Annotated in this window: 30 protein-coding genes; 28 read left to right on the top strand and 2 right to left on the bottom strand. The window is 56.0% G+C overall.

Annotated elements, in window-relative coordinates; all coding sequences use genetic code 11:
- From RDU76_03320 to RDU76_03235, 18 genes are all read left to right on the top strand, one after another.
- Positions 1-185: T9SS type A sorting domain-containing protein (locus RDU76_03320; GenBank protein MDQ7797961.1), on the top strand; the 185-nt coding region annotated here is incomplete at its 5' end.
- A 177-nt stretch (positions 186-362) separates the two neighbouring features.
- On the top strand, positions 363-530 hold the full coding sequence (gene rpmH / locus RDU76_03315) for a 50S ribosomal protein L34 (GenBank protein ID MDQ7797960.1): 168 nt from the start codon (positions 363-365) through the stop codon (positions 528-530).
- Positions 531-556: 26 nt separating this feature from the next.
- A complete protein-coding gene (gene rnpA / locus RDU76_03310) occupies positions 557-907 on the top strand; it encodes a ribonuclease P protein component (protein MDQ7797959.1) in 351 nt (116 codons plus the stop codon).
- A 3-nt stretch (positions 908-910) separates the two neighbouring features.
- Complete coding sequence (gene yidD, locus RDU76_03305) at positions 911-1165, top strand: membrane protein insertion efficiency factor YidD (protein ID MDQ7797958.1); 255 nt, start codon at positions 911-913, stop codon at positions 1163-1165.
- Positions 1166-1167: 2 nt separating this feature from the next.
- Entirely contained in the window at positions 1168-2760 is a 1593-nt protein-coding gene (gene yidC / locus RDU76_03300; protein MDQ7797957.1) for a membrane protein insertase YidC, read from the top strand.
- Positions 2761-2830: 70 nt separating this feature from the next.
- Positions 2831-3796, top strand: a complete 966-nt coding sequence (gene jag / locus RDU76_03295; protein MDQ7797956.1) for an RNA-binding cell elongation regulator Jag/EloR — start codon at positions 2831-2833, stop codon at positions 3794-3796.
- Between the two features lie 128 nt (positions 3797-3924).
- Complete coding sequence (locus tag RDU76_03290) at positions 3925-5394, top strand: NADP-dependent malic enzyme (protein MDQ7797955.1); 1470 nt, start codon at positions 3925-3927, stop codon at positions 5392-5394.
- A complete protein-coding gene (locus tag RDU76_03285; protein MDQ7797954.1) occupies positions 5391-6236 on the top strand; it encodes a fumarate hydratase in 846 nt (281 codons plus the stop codon). The genes RDU76_03290 and RDU76_03285 overlap by 4 nt, the downstream gene beginning before the upstream one ends.
- Positions 6236-6799, top strand: a complete 564-nt coding sequence (locus tag RDU76_03280; GenBank protein MDQ7797953.1) for a FumA C-terminus/TtdB family hydratase beta subunit — start codon at positions 6236-6238, stop codon at positions 6797-6799. Before RDU76_03285 ends, RDU76_03280 begins: the two co-directional genes overlap by 1 nt.
- Before the next feature lie 116 nt (positions 6800-6915).
- The gene (locus tag RDU76_03275) at positions 6916-7878 is read left to right on the top strand and encodes an NAD(P)-dependent oxidoreductase (GenBank protein ID MDQ7797952.1); all 963 of its coding nucleotides are present in this window, start codon (positions 6916-6918) and stop codon (positions 7876-7878) included.
- Position 7879: 1 nt separating this feature from the next.
- Positions 7880-8332: a hypothetical protein gene (locus RDU76_03270; protein MDQ7797951.1), complete on the top strand. Its 453-nt coding sequence runs from the start codon at positions 7880-7882 to the stop codon at positions 8330-8332.
- Positions 8333-8368: 36 nt separating this feature from the next.
- Complete coding sequence (sucC, locus tag RDU76_03265) at positions 8369-9535, top strand: ADP-forming succinate--CoA ligase subunit beta (GenBank protein MDQ7797950.1); 1167 nt, start codon at positions 8369-8371, stop codon at positions 9533-9535.
- A gap of 9 nt (positions 9536-9544) precedes the next feature.
- Complete coding sequence (locus RDU76_03260; GenBank protein ID MDQ7797949.1) at positions 9545-9718, top strand: hypothetical protein; 174 nt, start codon at positions 9545-9547, stop codon at positions 9716-9718.
- Between the two features lie 82 nt (positions 9719-9800).
- On the top strand, positions 9801-10673 hold the full coding sequence (gene sucD / locus RDU76_03255) for a succinate--CoA ligase subunit alpha (protein ID MDQ7797948.1): 873 nt from the start codon (positions 9801-9803) through the stop codon (positions 10671-10673).
- A 68-nt stretch (positions 10674-10741) separates the two neighbouring features.
- A complete protein-coding gene (locus RDU76_03250; GenBank protein MDQ7797947.1) occupies positions 10742-11341 on the top strand; it encodes a DUF6144 family protein in 600 nt (199 codons plus the stop codon).
- A gap of 87 nt (positions 11342-11428) precedes the next feature.
- A complete protein-coding gene (locus RDU76_03245) occupies positions 11429-12088 on the top strand; it encodes a hypothetical protein (protein ID MDQ7797946.1) in 660 nt (219 codons plus the stop codon).
- 17 nt (positions 12089-12105) lie between these two features.
- Entirely contained in the window at positions 12106-13539 is a 1434-nt protein-coding gene (locus RDU76_03240) for an aldehyde dehydrogenase family protein (protein ID MDQ7797945.1), read from the top strand.
- Positions 13540-13625: 86 nt separating this feature from the next.
- Positions 13626-14099, top strand: a complete 474-nt coding sequence (locus RDU76_03235; GenBank protein MDQ7797944.1) for a DUF192 domain-containing protein — start codon at positions 13626-13628, stop codon at positions 14097-14099.
- A gap of 115 nt (positions 14100-14214) precedes the next feature.
- Here the strand turns inward: RDU76_03235 and RDU76_03230 are convergent, their stop codons facing one another.
- Both RDU76_03230 and RDU76_03225 read right to left on the bottom strand, forming a co-directional pair.
- Positions 14215-14592: a PilZ domain-containing protein gene (locus RDU76_03230; protein ID MDQ7797943.1), complete on the bottom strand. Its 378-nt coding sequence runs from the start codon at positions 14590-14592 to the stop codon at positions 14215-14217.
- Positions 14589-15101 carry a methylated-DNA--[protein]-cysteine S-methyltransferase gene (locus RDU76_03225; GenBank protein MDQ7797942.1) on the bottom strand — a complete coding sequence of 171 codons (513 nt, stop codon included), beginning with the start codon at positions 15099-15101 and terminating at the stop codon, positions 14589-14591. Before RDU76_03225 ends, RDU76_03230 begins: the two co-directional genes overlap by 4 nt.
- A gap of 334 nt (positions 15102-15435) precedes the next feature.
- Between RDU76_03225 and RDU76_03220 the strand changes: the two genes are divergently transcribed.
- The 10 genes from RDU76_03220 (at position 15436) to RDU76_03175 (ending at position 23561) form a co-directional block, all read left to right on the top strand.
- Complete coding sequence (locus tag RDU76_03220) at positions 15436-17043, top strand: methylmalonyl-CoA mutase family protein (GenBank protein ID MDQ7797941.1); 1608 nt, start codon at positions 15436-15438, stop codon at positions 17041-17043.
- Between the two features lie 52 nt (positions 17044-17095).
- The gene (locus RDU76_03215; GenBank protein ID MDQ7797940.1) at positions 17096-17452 is read left to right on the top strand and encodes a DMT family protein; all 357 of its coding nucleotides are present in this window, start codon (positions 17096-17098) and stop codon (positions 17450-17452) included.
- A 191-nt stretch (positions 17453-17643) separates the two neighbouring features.
- Positions 17644-18024 (top strand): DUF559 domain-containing protein, encoded by a 381-nt coding sequence (locus tag RDU76_03210; protein MDQ7797939.1) that lies wholly within the window; start codon positions 17644-17646, stop codon positions 18022-18024.
- A 27-nt stretch (positions 18025-18051) separates the two neighbouring features.
- Positions 18052-18438 (top strand): cobalamin B12-binding domain-containing protein, encoded by a 387-nt coding sequence (locus tag RDU76_03205; GenBank protein MDQ7797938.1) that lies wholly within the window; start codon positions 18052-18054, stop codon positions 18436-18438.
- 90 nt (positions 18439-18528) lie between these two features.
- A complete protein-coding gene (gene meaB / locus RDU76_03200; GenBank protein ID MDQ7797937.1) occupies positions 18529-19473 on the top strand; it encodes a methylmalonyl Co-A mutase-associated GTPase MeaB in 945 nt (314 codons plus the stop codon).
- A 10-nt stretch (positions 19474-19483) separates the two neighbouring features.
- The gene (locus RDU76_03195; protein ID MDQ7797936.1) at positions 19484-20542 is read left to right on the top strand and encodes a mechanosensitive ion channel family protein; all 1059 of its coding nucleotides are present in this window, start codon (positions 19484-19486) and stop codon (positions 20540-20542) included.
- Positions 20543-20572: 30 nt separating this feature from the next.
- Entirely contained in the window at positions 20573-20977 is a 405-nt protein-coding gene (mce, locus tag RDU76_03190) for a methylmalonyl-CoA epimerase (protein MDQ7797935.1), read from the top strand.
- A gap of 213 nt (positions 20978-21190) precedes the next feature.
- A complete protein-coding gene (locus RDU76_03185; protein ID MDQ7797934.1) occupies positions 21191-21763 on the top strand; it encodes an isochorismatase family cysteine hydrolase in 573 nt (190 codons plus the stop codon).
- Positions 21760-22641, top strand: a complete 882-nt coding sequence (locus RDU76_03180) for an NAD(P)/FAD-dependent oxidoreductase (GenBank protein ID MDQ7797933.1) — start codon at positions 21760-21762, stop codon at positions 22639-22641. Before RDU76_03185 ends, RDU76_03180 begins: the two co-directional genes overlap by 4 nt.
- Positions 22638-23561: a radical SAM protein gene (locus tag RDU76_03175; protein MDQ7797932.1), complete on the top strand. Its 924-nt coding sequence runs from the start codon at positions 22638-22640 to the stop codon at positions 23559-23561. The genes RDU76_03180 and RDU76_03175 overlap by 4 nt, the downstream gene beginning before the upstream one ends.
- Positions 23562-23806 lie beyond the last annotated feature (245 nt).

The following is a 23806-nucleotide window of genomic DNA, read 5'->3' as shown; positions in this document are numbered from 1 at the left end:
CAAAGGTCAGCCTGACGGTTTACAACGTGGTGGGCCAGACGGTCAAACGGTTCGATATCGGAACCCAGCCGGCCGGGTATCACCAGATAAGCTGGAACGACAAGGCCCTGCCCAACGGGATCTACTTCTACCGGCTGACCGCCGGGGGATTCACCGCCACCAGGAAACTGACGGTGGTAAGATAATCAGCTTTGCATCCGCAAAGGGGCCGCCCAAAGGGCGGCCCCTTTTAGTGATGCCAGGCCTCAAAACGGCCCACAAAGGCTTAAAAAACCTTGACTTTGGGGCTGTTTTAAGCTATCATAATACGCTAATTTGCAAATACATCTTTTCAACATTGGATAACCAAACAGGAGGATTAAATGACCAAGAGAACCTACCAGCCAAGCCAGGTGAAGAGGGCCAGGAAGCATGGTTTTCGCAGCCGGATGGAAACTGCCGACGGCCGCAAAGTGCTGGCCCGCCGACGGGCCAAGGGTCGCCATAAGCTGACGGTGTCCGACGAAAAAGTCAGCCTGAAGCACACCTAAGGGCCGGAGGGCGGCAGTTGGCGGTAATGGACCAGAGATTCAAAAAGGATGAACGGCTGCGGAGGTCGCAGGACATTACCGAAGCTCTGAAAACCGGCACCCGCCTGGGCCAGGACGGGATATCCCTGATCTTCAGCCAAAGGAAGGGGGCGCCCGGCACCAGGGCCGGTTTTATCGTAAGGAAAAAACTGGGGAAGGCGGTGTCCCGGAACCTGATGAAACGCAGGATGCGCGAAGCCTACCGCAGGATCAAATTCCGGCTGAAGCCGGGCTACGATCTGGTATTCTCCGCAAATCAGATAATTGAATACATCAGGGTGCGGGAGGCGATGGCCGGGCTTATCAAACGGGGAAAGATCGAATCGGAGGATAATTAAGACATGCTGAGCAGCTTGCTGACATTCATATTGGCATTCCTTATCCAATTCTACCGGATGACGGTGGGACTGCTGTTGCCCGATTCCTGCCGGTACAGCCCCACCTGCTCGGTCTATGCCCTGGGGGCCGTCAGGACTCACGGACCGTGGCGCGGATCGTGGCTGGCTGTCCGCCGGGTGCTGCGCTGCCATCCGTTCCATGCCGGCGGTTATGACCCGGTCCCCGGCCTCAAAACAAAAGAAGGGAAGAATATTTAGTAATGGATTCCAACAAGAGAACATTTGTCGCGCTGATACTGATCCTGGGGGTATTTGTGGCTTTCCAGTATTTAAGCCCCAAGGGCCAAGCCCCGGTCCAGCCGCCGCAGGAGCGATCGCCGGCGGCCGGCCGGCCGGAGGCGGAAAGCACCGCCGGGCAGCCGGAAGACTCAATAGTCGCCCAACCCCAAAAAAGAGCTTCGGCCCAGGAAACCGCCCCGCAGATCCCGGTGGTCCAGTCAACGCTGGAATCCGCCGATCTCAGGGCGGTGTTCAGCAATCAGGGGGCCTGTCTGGTGGAGTACGATCTCAAGGGCTACAAACTGCCGGACGGCCAGGCGGTCCAGTTGATCCCGGAGAACGGCCGGGCCCTGACCATGGACCTTGCCGCCAACGGCGTTCCGGTGGATCTTTCGCAGTATGTATTCATGGTGTCTGAGGAGACCGACAGGGCGGTGACCTACCAGATCAAACTGGGCAACGGGCTGATAGTCAAAAAACGCTATGCTTTATTGGACAATGGTTCGGGCTTGGCGCTTAACATCTATCTGGAAAAGCCGGATAACGTTGCTCTGGGCAGGAGCTATAATCTTTTCTGGAACTGCGGGCTCAATTTTACCGAGAAGGACCAGAAGATAGACGAGAACGAATACGCCGCTGTCTCGATGCTGGGCCAGAAGCTGGAGACCGACAAGGCAAAAAAATTGGCCAACCCGGATATTGATGAAGTTCCTGGCGATATAATATTCAGCGGGGTGCGCACCAAGTATTTTTTGGCGGCCATGATCCCGTCCAACAAGAAAGCAGTGGCGGTCAAGCAGGGGCTGAATGACGGTCGGGTCTCCAGCCGGCTCTCGCTGAAGGCCGAACCATCCGGCTACGACAGCATTGTGGTATATCTGGGTCCCATCCAGCATCAGATACTGGCCGGGGTTTTCCCCCAGCTTGACAAGGTGGCCGATACCGGGTGGAAACCCCTGCAGCCGGTGACCCGCGGGATATTATGGCTGCTGCTGCTGCTGCACAGCTTCATTCCCAATTACGGAATAGTGATCATCCTGTTCTCGATCATCATCAAGCTGGCCTTCTTCCCGCTGTCCTACAAGGGCATGAAGTCCATGAAGCACATGCAGCAGCTCCAGCCCAAGATGAAGAAGATCCAGGAGCAGTACAAGAAGGATCCCGGCAAACTGAACCAGGAGACCATGGCCCTGTACAAGAAGCACGGGGTCAATCCGCTGGGCGGCTGCCTGCCGCTGCTTCTCCAGATGCCGGTGTTCTTCGCCCTGTACAGCGTGCTGGCCAACACCATCGAACTGCGCCAGGCCCCGTTCGCCTTCTGGATCAACGACCTGGCCATCAAGGATCCCTATTATGTGCTGCCGGCCCTGATGGGGATAGCCATGTTCTTCCAGCAGAAGATGACCACGGTGGATCCCAAACAGAAATTCATGATCTACATGATGCCGCCGTTCATGGTGTTCATCTTCAGCAGCCTGCCGGCCGGGCTGAACCTCTACTGGCTGATATACAACATCCTTTCCATCGGCGAGCAGTACATCATCCATGTCCGCCACAAACCCATCGAGGACTGATCCGCCGTTCATTGCCAAGGCGGGGACAGACATCACTTTTAAATCAAGAACCAAATCAAAAGAGAACCAAATGAGCGTATTCATAGAAAAAGAAGCCAAGACCGTCGAACAGGCCATCGACAAGGGCCTGATACAAATGGGGATCCACCGGGAGGACGTGGAGATAGAGATAGTCAGCCTGGGCTCCGCCGGATTTCTGGGAATATTCGGGGGCAAGCCGGCCAAGGTCAGGCTCAAAGTGCTTCCCCAGCCCAGGGTCAAGCGGCTGGTGGAGGGCATCCTGGAAAAGATGGAAATCCCGGGCACGGTCAGTTCCTTCCACGAGGAGGGAAACCTTCTGGTGGCCACCATCGATTCCTTCGAGGGCGAAAAATACCTCCAGGCCAACCAAGGGGCGGCCATCACCGCCATGGAATACCTGATCAACAAGATCTACCGTGATTCGGAATATGAGGTCCGCCTGGATATCGGGGGCTTTAGGGAGAAGCAGAACGACGACCTGAAAACCCGCGCTTTGCAGCTGGCGGCCAAGGTCAAGGAAAGCGGCCAGGAGCACAAGATGGAACCGATGCCGCCCCACCAGAGGAAGATCGTCCACAAGACCCTGGAGAACAACCCCGACGTCAAGACCTTCGCGGTGGGCAACGCCGACTTCCGCCGGGTGATAATCGCCCCGCGTTTGCCGGGAGATAAGCCCGGCCAGAGAGGAACCCCGTCCGCCCCCCGTCACGAAGGCGGCGACCGGGGAAAATTCCGGGGAGCCCCAAAAGGCAGGGGGCCGCAGCCCCGGCCGGCCGGCAAGGTGCAGCCTCAGGCCAGGCCCGTTCCGCCAAAGCCCCAGCCCGCCAGGGAGAGGCCGGCTCCACGGCCGGTGAATGATTTCAAGTCGAGGAGCAAAAGTCCCAAAGGGCCCAGGCCGCAGACGGCGGTCAAGACAGATAATTCCCTAAGAAGCACCACCGTTGCCAGCGGCATGGCCAGCCGCCCGGCGGAGCCCTTTGTTCCCCGCGGCAAAAAGACCAAAGGCGGAAGATAGGAAAACAATGCCAATAACCAGAGATTAAAAGGCGTGGGTAGATAATTCTATAAAACCTCTTCATTACATGAAAAAGAAGAGGTTTTTATATAACCAAAGGCCGGGGCTCTTATTTATTGAAGGGGGATATGGCGGATTTTGACCTGAGCTTGGATGATCTGGATAAATTGTTTCCGGCGGGATTTACCCAGCTGCAGATAGCCCAAGGGAAAACTGTCCTGCTTAAAGAGCTGGCCCTCGGTCTTCACAAGTTTTACGGCGGGAAGATGACGACCCTGCCCAAGGCCGGGCTGTACGGGAAGAACTGGTTCAACCTCTGGTACACCCCCGGGGTCTCCGGCGTCTCCACCGCCATCCGGGACGACCAGCAGGCCTCCTTCGACCTTTCCAACCGGGGCAACCTGGTGGCGGTGGTCTCGGATTCCACCCGGGTGCTGGGCGACGGCGACTGCGGCCCGGCCGGCGGCCTGGGAGTGATGGAGGGCAAGGCCTTTTTGATGAAGTACCTGGGTGGGGTGGACGCGGTGGCGCTGTGCATGGACAGCCGGGATCAAAACGGTAAACCTGACGCCCAGAAGATCATCGACTTTGTCAAGATGGCCCAGCCCAGTTTCGGGGCGGTCAACCTGGAGGACATCTCCCAGCCCAACTGTTATAAGGTGCTGGACACCCTGCGGGAGGAATGCGGCATCCCGGTGTGGCACGATGACGCCCAGGGCACCGGTTGTGTGACACTGGCCGGGCTGATCAACGCCCTGAAGCTGGCGGGCAAGAATATTTCCGAAGTCAAAATAGTGTTTTACGGGGCCGGAGCCGCCAACACCACCATCTTCAGGCTGGTGATGGCCGCCGGAGGGAAGCCGGAGAACTGCGTGATGTTTGACGTTGACGGCGCCCTGGGCCTGCACCGCCTCGACATCAAAAACGATCCCAGATACTACCGGCAATGGGAGATCTGCCAACGGTCAAAGGTTGTAAATGATATAAAGGTTGAAAATGCGCTAAAAGGGGCGGATGTTCTGGTCTCGCTCTCTCAATCCGGGCCGGGGGTGATCAAGCCAGAATGGATAGCGGGGATGGCTTCGAAATCTATCGTCTTCGCCTGCGCCAACCCGGTGCCGGAGATCTATCCCAGCCAGGCCCTGGCGGCCGGGGCCTTCATCGTGGCCACCGGGCGGGGCGATTTTCCCAACCAGGTCAACAATTCGCTGGGATTCCCCGGGATCCTCAAAGGGGCGCTGCTGGCCAGGGCCTCCAAGATCACAGACAACATGGCCATCGCCGCCGCCCACGCCATAGCGGAATTTGCTGAAGACTCTGGCCTTAGGCCGGAGCGCATAGTCTCCTCCATGGAGGAATGGGAGCTGTTCCCCAAGGTGACCGCCGAGGTGGCCGCCCAGGCGGTCAAGGACGGTGTGGCCCGCAGTTCCATGACCAAAAAAGAAGCATATCTTAAGGCCAGACAGGATATCAGCGAAGCCCGGGCGGTGATCCACGGCCTGATGGAACACGGGTTCATCAAAAAACCGCCGATGGAACTGCTGGAAAAGGCCCTGGAAAAGGCCGTGACAAAGGTTCGGGCCGGAGTGGTAAAATGAGGGCCATAGAACACAATGCCATCGCAACTGCGGTGGAGAAAATGTGCCGGGAGGCCAACTGCGTTCTTCCCCGGGACACCGAACAGGCTTTGGGCAAAGCCCTGAAACTGGAAAGGTCGCCGCTGGGCCGGGACATCCTTAATCAGTGTCTGCTTAACGCCAAAATTGCCAAAGTACAAAAGATGCCGATCTGCCAGGATACAGGCCTGGCGGTGTTCTTCGTAAAACAGGGAAAGGACGTGGAGATAAAAGGCGGCCCGATCCATGAGGCAATAAACAAAGGGGTGGCCAAGGCCTGCCGCCAGGGTTTTCTGCGAGCCTCCTGCGTGGGCGATCCGGTCTTTTTACGCAAAAACACGGGCAGCAATGTTCCGGCCATCATGCACATCGAACGGGTTCCCGGCAGCAGGCTGGAGATAAATTACATGCCCAAGGGCGGCGGGGCCGAGAACACCAGCCGGCTGGCCATGCTAAAGCCTTCGGACGGCCAGCAGGGAGTCGTTACATTTGTGTCCGAAACAGTGATCCAGGTCGGGGCCAACCCCTGTCCCCCGACGGTGGTGGGAGTGGGGATCGGCGGGAATTTCGAGCGCTGTGCGCTGCTGGCCAAAAAAGCTTTGATGTGGCCGGTGGGAAAACCGAATCCGGACAAGAGATACGACCAGCTGGAAAAAAAGATCCTGAAAGCGATCAATGCTTCGGGCCTGGGGCCGCAGGGCTTGGGCGGGACGGTCTCATGTTTAAGCGTGCACATAGAGCACGAGCCCTGCCATATGTCCAGCCTGCCGGTGGCGGTGAACATCAACTGCCACGCGCACCGGCACCAGACGGTGGCATTGTGATGAAGGCGAAAAAAATATCTCTCCCGCTGAGCGGGGCTGTAGTCAAAAAGCTTAAAAGCGGCGACCGGGTGCTGATCTCGGGCGAACTGTTCACGGCCAGGGATGCGGTACACCAGAAGTTCCATAAGCTGTTAACTGCGGGCGGTAAACTTCCCATAGATCTTAAGGGCCAGACATTGTTCTATGCCGGGCCGGCTCCGTCCCCCAGGGGAAAGGTGATCGGCAGCATCGGGCCCACCACCAGCGGAAGGATGGATGTCTACACTCCCTTACTCTTGGCTAAGGCCGGGCTGAAGGCCATGATCGGCAAGGGCCGCCGCAGTCCCGAGGTCATTAAAGCGATCAAAAAGCACCAGGCGGTGTATTTTGCCGCCACCGGCGGCGCGGCGGCCTTGCTGGCTCAAACGGTGGTCAGGGCGGAAACGGTATTGTTCTCCGAACTTGGACCCGAAGCCGTCTTGAAATTGACGGTGAAGGATCTTCCGGCGGTGGTGGCGGTGGACTGCCGGGGCCGGGATTTTTACGAAGAAGGGCCGAAGAAATTTAGAAAAACCAAAAACTAACCGGAACGCAGATCCCCGCTGATCATTGTCGATCCCCGCAGATCATTGTCGATCCCCGCAGATATTGCTCAAAGTAATCCGTGTAAATCCGTGTCCCATAATTTTACTTTGGTAAAATGAACAAACCATCTGAGGTCATACTGATCCAGACACTGGGTGTGCCAAGAGAAATGGTCCAACAGCGCTTTGCCGAGATACTGCCCGGGCATGCGCTGGTCTGGAAGGGTTCGGAGCTGGCCGAAGGCAGGCCGCTGACCGAGCTGGTGGGCGCCGCCAGGTATCTGATCACCGGCAGCCTGCCGATAGACGGCCAGACCATCCGGAACTGCGCGCTGTCAATGATCTCCATCTCCTTTACCGGGTACGACCACGTGGACCTGGAGGCCTGCCGGGAGAAGGGGATAGCGGTCTACAACACGCCGGGGTATTCCACCGACTCGGTGGCAGAACTTGCATTGGGTCTTGCTCTGTCACTGCTTCGTAATATTCCCAAGGGCGACGCCCACGCCCGCCAGACCGAACAGAAGTTCTTTGCTTTCCCGGATGGCGTGGAGCTGAGGGGCAAGACGGTGGGGATCGTTGGCACCGGGGCCACCGGGCTGGCCGCGGCCAAACTGTTCGCCGCCTTCGGCTGCAAGGTGCTGGGATACAATCGGGCCAAGAAGGATGAGTTTGAGAAACTGGGCGGGACCTACTGCGGCCTGGACGATCTGCTGAAAGAGTCGGACATTGTTTCCCTGCACCTGGCGCTTAATGCCGGGACCAAGCATATAATGAACGCGGAGCGGATTACCAAAATGAAACCCTCGGCTTATCTGATCAATACCGCCCGGGGCGGGCTGATCGACGAGGCGGCTTTGGCCCAGGCGCTCAACGACGGGAAACTGGCCGGCGCCGGGCTGGACGTGTTCGGAAGCGAGCCGCCCAGCCAAGACAACCCACTGCTGACTGCCAAGAATACAGTGCTGACGCCGCATTTGGGATATAAAACGCATGAGGCGCTGTTACGGAAGCTGGAAGTGACGTTCAGGAATATTGCGGATTTTGAGAAGGGGGTTGAAACTAACCGGGTGGCGTAAAATGAAGAATTTAAAACAACGTCTTGTTTGTTCTTTTATTCCATTGATGGTTGGTGTGCTTGTGGCACCATCAGTTTTATTATATGTTAAGGTGGTTTATGGTAAAAGTGGAATATTTATGGCATTTCAGGAAATATATGTTTCACAATTTAAAGAAGGGCATAATTTATTTTTTATAGAATTAACAAGCTTAATTCCGTTTCTTGTTCTAACGGCATATTTGTTTTATTACACTTCGGAAGGATCTATAAGAAAAGCATATGCCATGTGCATAGGTGGAATCGTTGGGACACTTATAGCAACAATAATAGGTCATTTTTCAATTTGGCATTCGATATACACAAATTCACCAGGGTCATCAACGGCTGTGATCGGATTTCTATTCATACCTATAATAAGTATCTTGCCGATGTGTTTCCTGGGTTATATTGCCTATTTATTCACCAGAGAATAAAATGCACTATTTAATATAAAACTTTTAATAAACAACATGAACATTCACGAATACCAAGCCCGCCAACTTTTGCGCGACCACGGGATCCCGGTCAAACCGGATTTCATGGCCGTCAGCGTTGACGAGGTGGAGCAAAAACTCTCCCGGCTGATCGGCCCGCCCTGGATCGTCAAGGCCCAGGCCCACACCGGCGGAAGGGGCAAGGCCGGCGGGGTCAAGCTGGCCAAGTCCAAGGACGAGGCATTGACCCACTCAAAAAACATTCTGGGCATGATCTTGGTTACGCCCCAGACCGGGCCCAGGGGAAAACTGGTACGCCGGATTATGGTGGCCGAGGACACCCGCATCGCCAAGGAATACTATCTGGGCTTTTTGGCCGACCGGGCCACCGCCAGCTACATCTTCATCGGCTCCACCGAGGGCGGGGTGGAGATCGAAAAAGTGGCGGCGGAAACGCCGGACAAGATCATCAAGGTGGCGGTCGACCCGGTGTCCGGTTACCGCGCCTACCACGGAACGGAGATGTCCCGCCGGCTGGGCTTCAAGGGCGCTTTGGCCAAACAGCTCAATCAAGTGATGTCCGGGATGTACCAGCTGTTCATCAGTAAGGACGCCTCGCTGGTGGAGATCAACCCGCTGGTGCGGACGCCCGAGGACACGCTGTTTGCGCTGGACGCCAAAATAACCTTCGACGACAACGGCCTGGCCCGGCACCCCGAGATACAAGCCTTGCGGGACATAGACGAGGAGGACCCCAACGAGGTGCTGGCCTCCAAACATGACCTCAGCTACATCAAGCTGGACGGGACCATCGGCTGCCTGGTGAACGGGGCCGGCCTGGCCATGGCCACCATGGACATCGTCAAGCATTACGGCGGCAGCCCGGCCAACTTTCTCGATGTCGGTGGTTCCGCCTCGACGGAAAAGGTGACCGAGGCTTTCAAGATAATTTTGTCCGATCCCAACGTCCGGGGCATACTGGTGAACATCTTCGGCGGGATCATGAAGTGCGACGTGATCGCCGAGGGGATAGTGGCGGCCTCCAAGACCCTGGGGGTGAAGGTGCCGATAGTGGCCCGGCTGGACGGAACCAACGTGGAACAGGGAAAAAAGATACTGGCCGGCTCAGGCCTGAAGATAATCCCGGCTGCGTCGCTGGGCGAGGCGGCCCAGTTGATAGTCAAAGAAGCAGCTACAGGATAAAATATTTTCATGAATGTTCTTTTTCTTTTTTGTGCCGCCAAAATGAAAAGAACCAAAAAGAAAAAAGCTCGTCGCTACACCGCTGCTTTGAAGCATCATAACGGCAGCCTAAATTTGCCAAACTCGCTGCGCTCAAACAATGCCAAATTCTTAACGGCTGCCTCTTTTCAGCGGCAGCGCTGAGGTGACAAACGGACCCCATCAGCAAACAACGGAACAATCATAGTTCAACCAAGTAGTCCGAGGCACTGAAAGAAAGGAATATATGGCAATCTTAGTTGATAAAAATACACGGTTGATCTGCCAGGGCTTCACCGGACAGCATGGCACCTTTCACTCCCTGAAATGCGCCGAATACGGCACCAAGTTCGTGGGCGGGGTGGTGCCGGGCAAGGGCGGTACTGTTCATGAAGGATATCCAGTGTTCGACACCGTGGCCGAGGCAGTGGAAAAACAGAAGGCCAACGCCACCATGATCTTCGTTCCGGCCCTGTACTGCCGGGACGCCATCCTGGAGGCGGTGGATGCCGGGCTGGAGCTGGTGATCTGCATCACAGAGGGCGTGCCGGCCAACGACATGATGTTCGTCAAGCGCTACCTGCAGGGCAAAAAGACCCGTCTGATAGGGCCCAACTGTCCGGGAGCCATCTCGCCGGGCAAGGCCAAGGTGGGCATCATGCCGGCCGCCATCCATAAGGAGGGCTCGGTGGGCGTGATCTCGCGCAGCGGGACGCTGACCTACGAAGCGGTCAATCAACTGACCAAGCTGGGCATCGGCCAGAGCACCTGCATCGGCATCGGCGGCGACCCGGTGATAGGAACCAACTTCATCGATGCTTTGGAGCTGTTCCAGGCCGACAAGCAGACCAAGGCGGTGCTGATGATCGGCGAGATCGGAGGGTCGCTGGAGGAGGAGACCGCCCGCTGGATAAAGAAGAACTTCCCCAAGCCGGTGGCGGCCTTCATCGCCGGGGCCACCGCGCCGCCGGGCCGGAGGATGGGCCACGCCGGAGCCATCATCTCCGGGGGCAAGGGCACCTATGCCGAAAAGGTGAAGGTTCTGAAGTCCTGCGGCATCAAAGTGGCCAGAACCCCGGCCGAGATGGGCGAGACCATGAAGAAGGCCATGGGCCGGTAGTTTTGGGACAAGCGATCCGATCCACCATCTTTTGAAAGGAATGTGAAATGGCGTGGCTGGCGGATAAAATGAAAAAATGGGCGGCCCAGATAGACCGCCATGCTCCCGGCAAGGGAGCTTCCGTGATAGCGGGCTATGACCAGGTCCCTGACTGCCCGGAAGATTACGCTGTCTGGTCGGAACAAGCCATGAAGCGGCTGGAGACGGCCGTTCCGGAACAGCCGGCCCGGGAGGAGATCATGCAGGGCCGGGCCTGCGTCTTTACCGAGGAATTCGGGACCGGGCCGATAGACGCTCTGGCCAAGCTGTATGCCGAGACCAAAAGCGTGGATAGGGTGCTGGAAGCCATGGGGGCGGAGCGGGCTAAATTCGGCCATCCCTACCGGGAGGGCAGCGTGATCTACGAGATCCGCGATCCGCGCGACCCGGAAGCCTTTGCCAAGGCCACAACGCCCTACGAAAAACAAATGGCGGCCTGTTTCTGCCCCCTGATGCGCGCCACAAAAAACCGCATTCCCAAGGAATACTGCCACTGCAGCGCGGGGTGGTACAAGGGGATCTACGAAGGGATCTTTAAGACCAAGGTCCGGGTGGAAACGCTGGAGGCCGTCATCAGCGGTGACGAGCACTGCAAGTTCGCCATTCATCTGCCCGGGGACTTGAAATAACGTATCCACAGATTTCACAGATTGACGCAGATTTAACTTACCATATAAAGCGCTTCATCAAGAATGGAACAACAGAAGAACAGTGTCTTGGATCTTTTACTTTCCTTGATCTGGGTCCTGCTGCTTGGCGGGGTGCTGACCATTCTGATCATCCCCGGCACCAGAGAATTATTCGTGATGACCACCCGGGCCCATCCCTACCTGATGGGCATGGCCAAGTTCATTCTGCTGGGGACCATGGGCGAACTGCTTAGCCGGAAGGTGGTCTCCGGCCAATGGCAGCTCAAGGGCATCCGGTTGTGGCAGCGGTCCCTGGTCTGGGGTCTGCTCGGAATTATGATGACCCTGGCCTTTCCCCTGTTCTCGGCCGGGACCGAAGGCCTGCTGGACCAGGGCTATCTGCCGGGCCGGGGATTTCCCTGGCTGACCGCCTTCTGGAAATCATTCTTCTTTCAGGCGGTGTTCGGCTTTCCCTTCATGACCTTCCACCGGATCACCGACACCCTGATCGACAACAATAAGCTATTCTCCAGGTGGCCGCTGATAGAGACCTACCGGAACATAGACTGGGACAATATGTTCAGGATAGTGGGCGGGTCAATAATCTGGTTCTGGCTTCCGGTCCAATCGGTGAATTACATGCTGCCGCCGGAGTTCCGGGTGGTGGTGGCGGCCCTGCTGGCCATAGCGCTGGGGCTGATCCTGGGGCTGGCCAAGCAGAAGGCGAAGAAGAAATCGGCAATGTAAAAAAACGGTTGGATGATATGAACATTATTCATAAATTGAACATCGCCGGGCACCAAAGAGTTTCAGGGAAACGGTTCAAGGTGCGGGACAAATACACCGGCGAAACGATGGCCGAAGTCCAGGCCGCCGAGAGCGCTCAAGTAGATGAGGCAGTAACGGCCGCGGAAACGGCCAAGCAAGTAATGGCTGAACTGCCGGCCCACCGCCGGGCGGCCATCATCCGCGCTGCCGCCGGGATCATCGACCGGCAGATGGACCAGCTGACGGTTACCATCGCCCGCGAAGCGGGCAAGCCCTGCCGCTACGCCAGGGCCGAGGTCGAGCGCTGCGTGGAGAATCTCGAATACATCTCCGAGGAAGCCAAGCGCATTCATGGCCAGACCCTGCCGATTGACGCCGGCCGGTCAGGCGAGGGCCGGGTGGGATATTACGAAAGGCACCCCATCGGGGTGGTGGCGGCCATCACCCCCTTCAACTTTCCCCTGAACCTGGCGGCCCATAAGGTGGCGCCGGCCATCGCCGCCGGATGTCCGGTGATCCTCAAACCGGCCACGGCCACCCCCCTTTCAGGGATAGCGCTGGTAAAGGCTTTTATCGAGGCTGGCCTGCCCCGGGAAGCCATAAGCCTATTGCCGGGGCCGGGAGGCGAGGTCGGCGAGATGCTGATCAGGGACCGGCGGATATCCAAGATAAGTTTCACCGGAAGCCGGGAGGTGGGAGAGCATATCGTCAAAAATGCCGGATTGAAAAGGCTGACCATGGAATTGGGGTCCAACAGCGCGGTGGTGATAGATGAAGATATTGAAAGCATGGATTACGCCGTCAAGCGCTGTATCCTGGGGGCCTTTTACAATCAGGGACAGGTCTGCATTTCCGTGCAACGGATATATGTGCACCAAAGCCGTTATGCGGAATTCATGGAAAAATTCGCCGCCGGGACCCAAAAGCTTAAGATCGGCAACCCCCTGGACCAGGATACCGATATCGGACCGATGATAGCGGAATCGGAGGCCGGCCGGGTCCAGGAATGGGTAAAAGAAGCCGTGGCCCAGGGGGCCGAGGCCGTCTGCGGCGGGAGAAGAGAGGGAAATATATACTATCCCACCATCCTCACCAACACCAAGCCGGAGATGAAAGTGGTCCGGGACGAAATATTCGGCCCGGTGGCGGTGGTGGAAAAAGTATCCAGCTTTGAAGAGGGTATTGTCAAATGCGATCAGAGCCAGTATGGCTTGCAGGCCGGCGTATTCACCTCCAATATCAACCGGGCCCTGGCGGCCGTCAAAAGGATCAATGTGGGCGGCATCCTGATCAATGATTTTCCCTCCTATCGGATCGACCACATGCCCTATGGCGGCAATAAAAACAGCGGCTTGGGCCGGGAGGGGGCGAAATTTGCCATCGAGGAGATGACCACCCTGAGGATGGTCATCTTCAACTTGAATAAGTAACCGCCGCATCTTTCTGCGGCCGGTCTTTTGTCGCCTCAGGCCAGCCCGGGCCGGGATGGTTCATGGCGCCTCGCCCGAAAGGAAAAATGGGAAATCATTCAAAAACAGTCATAACGATTTTGGCCCTGGCACTGATCGCCGGCTGCCGGGAAAAAATTGAAAAAGCTTATCCACGGGACAAGACCGACCAGATACAACCGGAGCGTCCCGGAAGGATCAAGCTGGCCGTGGGGCAAAGCGTCTTATGGGCGGAGGTGGCAGATAACCCGCGATCCCGGGAGCAGGGACTGATGTTCAGGAAAACTATGCCGGGTGATGAGGGGATGCTGTTCATCTTCGAGTATCCCCAGATGCAGTCATTCTGGATGAGGAACACCTTTCTGCCGCTGGACATCGCCTTCATCTCCGAACAGGGAGTGATCATCAACATCCTGACCATGAAACCGCTGGATGAGGGGCCACGCTACCGGTCGCTGGCCCCGGCCCTTTATGTTATCGAGGCCAACGCCGGGTGGTTTGGGCAGAATGGGGTCAAGGCCGGCGACAGGGTGAGGTTTTAATTGCCTATGATAAGCCTGGCGGACCAAAGCAGGGGAAACCATCATTTTTATGGGCTCGGGGTCTGAAACAGAAAAGGGCGGTAAAACCGCCCTTTTCTGTTTCAGATGTATGCCATCATTTGCCCGGCCTCTTGGCCTTCTTCTCGATAAAGCCCTTCAACAGATCCAGGTCGTCCGAGTATATCTCCAAAAATCGCACCCCGATGGTGTATTGCCCGTTTTTCAATGCGCTGCAGCGCACCACCTGGCCGATGGCCGCCAGATCATATTTGCTTTTGCCCCTGGCAAAATCAAGTTTTAACTGCAGGGTATCGTCCTTGCCTAGTTTTTTGCCGGAATGAAAAAGTATCCCCCCGGAGCTCAGGTTTTTCACCTTGGCCGGTTTTAACCCGCTGGTGTCAATGACCTCCTTAAGGGCTTTATATTTCACCCTTATCTCCACCGGCAGCCGTATAAACTTTCTTCTTTCTTTTGACGGGGCTGTCTTTTTCATAAGTCCATCCCTTCAATGGATAGCAGTTTTTTCTTGACCTTTATTCCCCAGGCAAAGCCGCCCAGAGAGCCGTCGGAGGCGATCACCCGGTGGCAGGGGATGATGATCGGCAGGGGGTTGGCTCCCACCGCCTGACCAACGGCACGGTAAGCTTTGGGCCGGCCTATCTCCCGGGCCAGCATGCCGTAGGTCATCATCTGACCGGGTAGCAGGCCGGACAGTTTCCTCCAGACGCTTCTCTGGAAGCCGGTGCCGCGGCTGATATCGGCCTGGAATCTGAAGACCACCGGCTGACCTTCAAAATATCTGTCCAGCTGTTTTTTGATCGGCAGAAAGGGTTTTTCGCTGGGCACCAGGTCGAAATGTCTTATTCCCAGGTCCAATATGAAAGACAATTCGGAACCTTTTGCCGGAGCGATCCGCAAAAGACCTTTGTCGGTGGCCGCCAGGTACAGCCGGCCGAGGGGTGAATCATAGCCGGAAATATATATTTTGGTGTATCTGTCCACAGTGTCACCCTTTCCGCTTTAAGGATAATGTATTGACGATACTTTGTCAATAAAATTTAATTAAATATTTTTTGCTTTTTAAATGGGGTAGTGATATAATGAAAGCCGTTAATTCGTAACATTTAATAATCAATATATTTTTAGGTGAGACATGAAAAAATCAGGGAAAGCCCCCCAAAAGAAGATCATAAAAAAGGCTGGGCCGGCCGGTAAAAAGACCGTCCCAAAGGCTGCGGTCAAAAAAAATATGACCGCTAATAAGCCAGCGGCCTCGAAACAAAAGAACGATCTGTTCACCACTTTAACCGAGTGGCACAACACCTGCGTCCAGCCGATGCTGGCCAAATATCCCGAGCGCAAGAAGGTTTTTCTGTCCACCTCCGGCGACGAGGTCAAGCGGGTCTACACCCCCTGCGAGACCGAGGGTTTGGACTACCAGAAAGACCTGGGCTTCCCCGGGCAGTACCCCTATACCCGCGGGGTCCAGCCCACCATGTACCGGGGAAAGTTCTGGACCATGCGCCAGTATGCCGGCTTCGGCGACGCGGCCGAATCCAACAAGCGCTACAAGTATCTTCTGGCCCAGGGCCAGACCGGGCTGTCCATCGCCTTCGACCTGCCCACCCAGATCGGCTACGACTCCGATGATCCCATGTCCGCCGGCGAAGTCGGGAAAGTCGGCGTGGCCATCGACTCTTTGGCCGACATGGAAATACTGTTCGACGGCATCCCGCTGGACAAGGTCTCCACCTCCATGACCATCAACGCCCCGGCCGGAGTGCTGCTGGCCATGTACGTGGCGGTGGCCGAAAAGCAGGGGGTGAAGGCCGACCAGTTGAACGGCACCATCCAGAACGACATCCTTAAGGAATACATCGCCCGGGGCACCTACATCTTCCCCCCCACCCCCAGCATGAGGCTGATCACCGACATCTTTGAATACTGCGCCAAGCAGGTGCCCAAATGGAACACCATCTCCATCTCGGGCTACCACATCCGCGAGGCCGGTTCTTCCGCCACCCAGGAAGTGGCCTTCACCCTGGCCGACGGCATCGCCTACGTCCAGGCGGCCATCGCCTCGGGCCTGAGCGTGGACGATTTCTCCTCCAGGCTGTCGTTCTTCTTCAACTCCCACAACGATCTTTTGGAAGAAGTGGCCAAGTTCCGGGCCGCCCGTCGGATCTGGGCCCGCATCATGAAGGAGCGGTTCAAGGCCCAGAAGGCCTCATCGCAAATGCTGCGCTTCCATACCCAGACCGCCGGAAGCACCCTCACCGCCCAGCAGCCGGACAACAACATCATCCGGGTCACCATCCAGACGCTGGCCGCGGTATTGGGCGGCACCCAGAGCCTGCACACCAATTCCCGCGACGAGGCCCTGGCCCTGCCCACCGAGGACTCGGTCCGCATCGCCCTGCGCACCCAGCAGATCGTGGCCCACGAGTCCGGCGCGGCCGACACGGTCGATCCGCTGGCCGGCTCCTATTATGTGGAGGCCCGCACCAGCGAGATCGAGAAGGCGGCCCTGGAATACATCGCCAAGATAGACAAGCTGGGCGGGATGGTGAAAGCCATCGAGAAGGGCTATGTCCAGAAGGAGATCCAGGACAGCGCCTACCGTTTCCAGAAGGACGTGGAGGCCCAGGAGCGGATAGTGGTCGGGGTCAACAAGTTCACGGTCAAGGAAGAGTCTCCCAAAAATCTGCTGAAGGTCTCGCAGGCCGTGCAGGACGCCCAGATGAAGCGGCTGGCCGAGATGAAGGCCAAGCGGGACAACGAGGCGGTGAAGAAGGCGCTGAGCGAGATCCACCGGGCGGCCCACGGCAGCGAGAACCTGATGCCCTTCATCGTGGACGCGGTGCGGAAGTACGCCACGCTGGGTGAGATCTGCGGAGTCTTAAGGGAGGTGTTCGGGGAATACCAGGAATCGGTGGTGCTGTAACCCCACCCCCTTTCCCTACCCTCGAGGGGAGGGAAAGGGAGAGGTTAAACTTATGAAACCATACTACCTAACCACCGGCCTGCTGTGCGTCAGCAACATCTTCATGACCTTTGCCTGGTACGGGCACCTTAAGAACATGTCCGGGCGCTCCTGGTTCTTGGCCGCCCTGGTCAGCTGGGGCATTGCCCTGTTCGAGTACCTGGTGCAGGTGCCGGCCAACCGCATCGGATACCAGGTAATGAATGTGGGTCAGCTGAAGATCCTGCAGGAAGTGATCACCTTAAGCGTGTTCGTGCCGTTTTCCATTTTGTATTTAAGGGAGAAGCCCAGCATGGATTACCTGTGGGCCGGGCTGTGCCTGCTGGGCGCGGTGTTCTTTCTTTTTAGGGCGAAAATTTTTGGGACATAATTGTAGTCACACAATATCAAAGATTAAATATAATCGGAGCATTCACATGCCTAACAAGATCCGCATCCTCATCGCCAAGCGGATTGGTTGCGGGGGATAGGTACGGACCGCCCCCCTACCCCCCTCCCTTTAGGAGGGGGAACAGAGAACCCCTTCCCCAAAGGGGAAGGGGCAGGGGTTAGGTAAAAACTATGCGTACGTTGTTAATCAAACGTCAAAAAGTGAACAACAAAAAGCTTAAGCTTGCCAAAGAATTTCGGAAAAAGATGACCCTGGCTGAAAAAGCTTTTTGGAATATGGTTAGGCAAAACCAGATCGAAGGGCTTCACTTCCGGCGTCAGCAAGTCATCCACGGGTTCATAGCCGATTTTTACTGTAATGAGATTGGCCTTGTAATTGAAATTGACGGCGGTATTCACGAACAACAGAAGGGTTACGACGAACTGCGGGATCATATCATCACTGCTTACGGAGTAAAAGTGATACGGTTTACCAACGAAGAAGTGCTTGATAAAAGCGATTGGGTGGTTAAGAGACTCAAAGAAGAGACCAGAGAAGCTGTAAACAAGTAAAAGATTAAATATAATCGGAGCATTCACATGCCTAACAAGATCCGCATCCTCATTGCCAAGCCCGGCCTGGACGGGCACGACCGCGGCGCCAAGTACATCGCCCGGGCCCTGCGCGACGCCGGTTTCGAGGTGATCTACACCGGCCTGCGCCAGACCCCGGAGGCCATCGCCGCCGCCGCCGTCCAGGAGGACGTGCAGTGGGTGGGGCTGTCCTGCCTGTCCGGGGCCCACAACTCCCTGTTTCCCAGGGTGGTGCAGCTGCTCAAGGAGAAGAACGCCCCGGACATCAAGGTCTTCGGCGGCGGGGTGATCCCGGCCGACGACATCCCGGGCCTGAAAGCTGCGGGGATCAAGGAGATCTTCACTCCGGGGACTTCTTCCCAGCAAGTGGTGGATTACATCAACAAAAATTAAAATGGCCACGGAGGCACAGAGCCACAGGGGAATTTGATCATACTTAGCGGTCTTCGCGTCTTGGCGGTTTATGCAGCAATTTCGATATAAATGAACGAACTGACAGATAAAATATTAGCCGGGGATATCCGGGCCATCGCCCGGGGCATCAGCCTGGCAGAAAGCGGACAGCCGGAGGCGGCGGAGCTGCTCAAAGAGCTCTACCCTCATACCGGCCGGGCCTATCTTTTGGGCATCACCGGGCCGCCGGGCGGAGGCAAGTCCACTTTGGTGGACAAGCTGATCAAGCATTACCGAAAGCACAAAAAGAAGGTAGGGGTGCTGGCGGTGGATCCCACCAGCCCCTTCTCCGGCGGGGCCATTCTGGGCGACCGGGTCAGGATGCAGAAACACGCCACCGATCAGGGTGTATACATCCGTTCCATGGGCAGCCGGGGGCATTTGGGCGGGCTGGCCCTGGCCACCTCCGATGCCGCCAAGATATTGGATGCGGCCGGTTACGACATCGTGATCTTCGAGACGGTGGGCATCGGGCAGTCCGAGGTGGAGGTGGCCGGCCGGGTGGACACCACGGTGCTGGTCACCGTGCCGGGCCTGGGTGACGACGTCCAGGTGCTCAAGGCCGGCACCATGGAGATCGCCGACATCTTCGCCATCAACAAGGCCGACAGGGAAGGCATTGAACGCTGTGTGATTGAGCTGGAACAGTTGTTGTCGGTCAGGGAGATGGACGAAAATACCTTCCTGCCGCCCATAATCCAGACCATCGCCAAGGACGATCAGGGCACCGCAGAATTGACCGGGGCCATAGAAAAACACCGGGGCTACCTGAACTCGGACGGCCGGCTGGCCGAAAAAAGAAAAAAGCGGATCCGGGACGAGGTGCACACCATCATCACCAACCAGTTGGACAGGTGGGCCGCCTTAAAACTGACCCATGATATGGAAACCAGGGAGAACCTGGAGGATATCTACTCAAAAAAGGCCGACCCCTACACGGTGGCCGGTGATATCATAAAAGAACTGCAGATCTGAAAACGGGGTGATGATTTTGAATGAGTTCCTGAGCCAAACATTTTTAAATAACCGGGTGTTGGATTACGCGGTAAGTCTGGGCATCCTTGCAGGATCGGCCATAATAATCAAGATAGCCGACCTGATCGTCATCGCCCGGATGAAGAAGTTGGCTGAAAAGACCGCCAACCAATTTGATGACCGTCTGGTTGAAGCCATAGACAAGAAGGTTATTCCCATGCTTTACTTGGGAGCGGTGTACCTGAGCATTCAGAATCTCCATGTCGTTCCCATGGCCCACAAGGCCATCAACATTGCCGGAGCCATTGTTCTGACCTACTTAGCGGCCAAGTTGATTCTGTCCCTGGCGGTTTATTCCGTGGAAACCTACTGGAAGAAGCGTGGAGGAGAGGACTCTTCGCAGAACACGGCCTACCGGGGGATACTGACAGTCCTAAAGCTGGTGGTCTGGAGCCTGGCCCTGATCATCCTGCTGGACAACTTCGGGGTCAAGATCTCGGCCCTGGTGGCCGGGCTGGGCATCGGTGGTCTGGCATTGGCTTTTGCCGCCCAGAAGGTGCTGGGGGACCTGTTCAGCTATTTCTCCATCTTCTTCGACCGGCCTTTCGAGATCGGCGATTTCATTATAGTGGGAGAATTTCAGGGCACGGTGGAGCACATCGGCATCAAGAGCACCAGGGTCCGCAGCTTGGGCGGCGAGCAACTGATATTTGCCAATACCGACCTGACCAATTCCCGCCTGCGCAATTACAAGAGGATGATCAATCGCCGGGTGGTGTTCAAGATCGGGGTCACCTACGGCACCGGCGCCAAGAAGATGAAGGAGATACCGGGCATCATAGGGGGGATCATTAAAAATATTCCCTGTGCCATCTTCGACCGGGCGCACTTTGCCTCCTACGGGGATTTCAGCCTTAACTTCGAGGTCGTCTATTATGTGGAGGGAGGAGATTACCTGAAATATATGGATATCCAGCAGCAGATCAACCTGGCCATCATGGAGGCCTTTGCCAAAAAGAAGATAGAGTTTGCCTATCCCACCCAGACCCTGTTTGTGAATAATAAATAAAATATTTAAAATTAAAAACTGGAGCATCGCATGCATATCAAAGGGATCGATCACATCGGCATCGCCGTCAAAAGCCTCGAAGAGGCCCAGAAACTTTACACCGAGGGTTTAGGCCTGGCGGTGGAAGGGACCGAAACAGTGGAGAGCCAGAAGGTGAAGGTGGCCTTCATCCCGGTGGGCGAGAGCCGCATCGAACTGCTGGAATCCACTGTGCCGGACGGCAACATCGCCAAATTCATCGAGGCCAAGGGAGAGGGCATCCACCACCTGGCGCTCAAGGTGGATAACATCGAAAAGGCCCTGGAGGAGCTGACGGCCAAGGGTTATCAGCTTATCGATAAGACACCCCGGGTGGGGGCCGGCGGCCACAAGATCGCCTTCGTCCATCCCAAGTCCACCAAGGGGGTTCTGCTGGAGCTTTCCGAAGGCCATTAATCAACCAGAGGGTCATTCCCGCAAGGCGGGAATCCAGATCAAAGGGCCAATTGGCGTCGGAATAAAATGATTTAAATTTCGGTCATGCACTAGGCTTTCAAGCCACCCAGACCGCATCTGCGGCCTGGGTTTTTTTGTTTGGCCGGATGCTTCTTGGATTCCCGCCTTCGCGGGAATAACAGGCGCTGAATACGTCTGATAAAGGAAGATTTTATGAATAAATATGCACTATTGGTCATAGACTGTCAGAATTACTTCTTTGATAAGACCTCCCCGGCCTATCTGCCGGACAGCAAAAAGATCCTGCCCAAGATCAACCTGCTGATAGAAACAGCCCGGAAGAATAAATGGCCGGTCATCTATACCAGCCATACTGCGCCAACAAAGCCCGGCAACCTGATGGCCGAACGCTGGGAGCATCTGCCGTCGGGATGGGAAAGCGAATATTTTGACCGGATCGATGTCGTCCCGGGCGCAGTGAAAATAAGAAAAGAACATTTCTCGGCTTTCTTCAGGACCAAACTTGACGCCCTGCTTAAAAAAGAAAAGATCACCCATCTGGTGATCTGCGGGGTGATGACCCATCTGTGCGTGGATACCACCGTACGGCACGGGTTCATGCTGGGCTACCGGCCGACCATAGTTACAGACGCCTGCTGTTCCAAGGGCAAAGGATACCACCAGGCTGCGCTTCTGGCTTTAAAGCACGGCTTCTGCCGAACCGTTGGGCTATCAGAACTGCTGCATGGTCATTCCCGCGCAGGCGGGAATCCAAAGAGAATATGAAAATATACGATCTCCTCATCATCGGGGCCGGGCCGGCCGGGCTGGGCGCCGTCATTCAGGCGGCGCACTTGGGGCTGGCCCATTTGCTCATCGAGAGAGAGGAGCCGCAGAGCCGGCTGCTGCTGGCCCGAAAGGTGGAAAATTTCCCCCTGGCCGGTGAGGGCGGTCTGTCAGGGCCCGAGCTGTATTGTTCGCTGGTCGCTCAGGCCCGGAATAGCGGCGTAAATATAATTACCGGCCCTGTTTCTTCCGTAAAAAATGATAAAGGGATATTCATCATTGCCGCCAAGCACAACACCTACAAGTCCAAAGCGGTAATATTATCCACCGGCCTTTTGCCCAAAAAACTAAGCAGAATCGTAGCTCCACAAGAATTGGAAGATAAAAAGCTGTTTTACCGGTGGACGGATATCCCCAGGGGAAGGCGAAAAGGAGGAATATTGGTAATCGGCGGCGGCGAGGTGGCCTTCGACCAGGCCTGCAGTCTGGCGGAGAAAGGTTTTGAGATCACCCTTGCGGTCAGGGGTTCAAACGACAGGGTTTTCGATTCATTGCGGCGGGAAGCCAAGGAATCGGGTGTGTCCGTAAAATACAATACCTTTATCGAGAAAATCACAGAAGACGGCAATGGCATATCAGCATTTTTGAGGAACGGGGAGAGAAAAATCCTCCGCAGATACGATTATTGCCTGGCTGCCATCGGCAGCACAAGGAATGTCCCGGTTTTAAGCTCCAGCGCACGGCAATGTCTGAACGCCGGTATCTATCTGGCCGGCGATCTGGCTCATCCGCAGCAAAAGCAGGCGGCCATCGCCTTCGGCGACGGCATCAAAAAAACCACAATGGCCTATAACTTCATACGGGAAAACAAAGAATGAGGATCATCGGAAAGAACGGGAGAAAAGAGCTGGCCAGCGTTTATCTGGCCGAGATGCGGGGAGATCCATCCCTAATGGTGGAATTCGTGGATTCATGCGAACCGGCGGCCGGGGGACGGGACAAAAAATGGGTGATAGTGGTATCCAGCCAGTTGGGCTGTCCGGTGGGCTGTCTGATGTGCGACGCCGGGGGCAATTTCAAAGGCAACCTGTCGCTGTCCGAGATCAGGGATCAGATAGAATATGTATTGTCGGAGAATCGTGATCTAGATCCGCAAAAATGTCCGAAACTGAAAATACAGTTCGCCCGGATGGGCGAACCGGCTTTAAACGATGCGGTGATCGACGTTATCCATTGGCTGGCCGACAGCCATCCCGGCGCCATGCCCTGCATCGCCACCATGGCCCCGGCCGGGCGGGATAAGTGGTTCGAATCGTTATTGAATGCCTCACAGAGGTTCTCCGATATGCAGCTGCAGTTCTCCATGAACACCACCGACTTGGAAATGCGGGACCAGCTGATCCCCTATCCCAAAATGAGCTGGCCGCAAATGGCCGACTTGGGAAGAAGGTTTTACCGTCCCGGCAGCCGCCAGCCGTCCCTGAATTTCGCCCTGTCGCCGGGGATCCCGGTGGAAGCCGTGAAAATAGCCGGATATTTCGATCCGGAAATATTTGCCATAAAGCTGACGCCGCTAAACCCAACGGCTACGGCCAATGAGAATTATCTGCGATGCATAACCGAGAATTATATGGCGCATCAGATTATCGAACAGAAGGCCAGAGAGTTCTTGGAGCTAGGATATGAGGTCATAAGGTCGGTGGGGAACATGGAGGAGAATGCCATAGGCAGCAACTGCGGGCAGATGGTGAGGAAATTTAAGTCAGATATTCATGAATACGAGAAAGCCCCCGCTTAGGCGGGGGGCTAGACTGGAATAAGCTGTATTGGTATTTATTCAGGGATTGATTATAAAGCGCATATTTTCGCTAATGGAAAGATATAACGGATTGGCGGTATGTTTTTATTGCCGATTTCGAAGCACTTCACTGTCAAGTTACACAAAGGTTTATTAGATGCAAAAACACTGAAACCCGCACTGGCTCGGCAATAAAATATACCGCCTGTTACCGCCTGGTGTTCTGTCTTCCAGTCATGTAACCC

This window comes from Candidatus Edwardsbacteria bacterium (genome assembly GCA_031082425.1).
Classification (GTDB): Bacteria; Edwardsbacteria; AC1; order AC1; family EtOH8; genus UBA2226.
The sequence above is the reverse complement of the archived record's forward strand: the minus strand, read 5'-3'. Positions and strand labels throughout refer to the sequence as shown.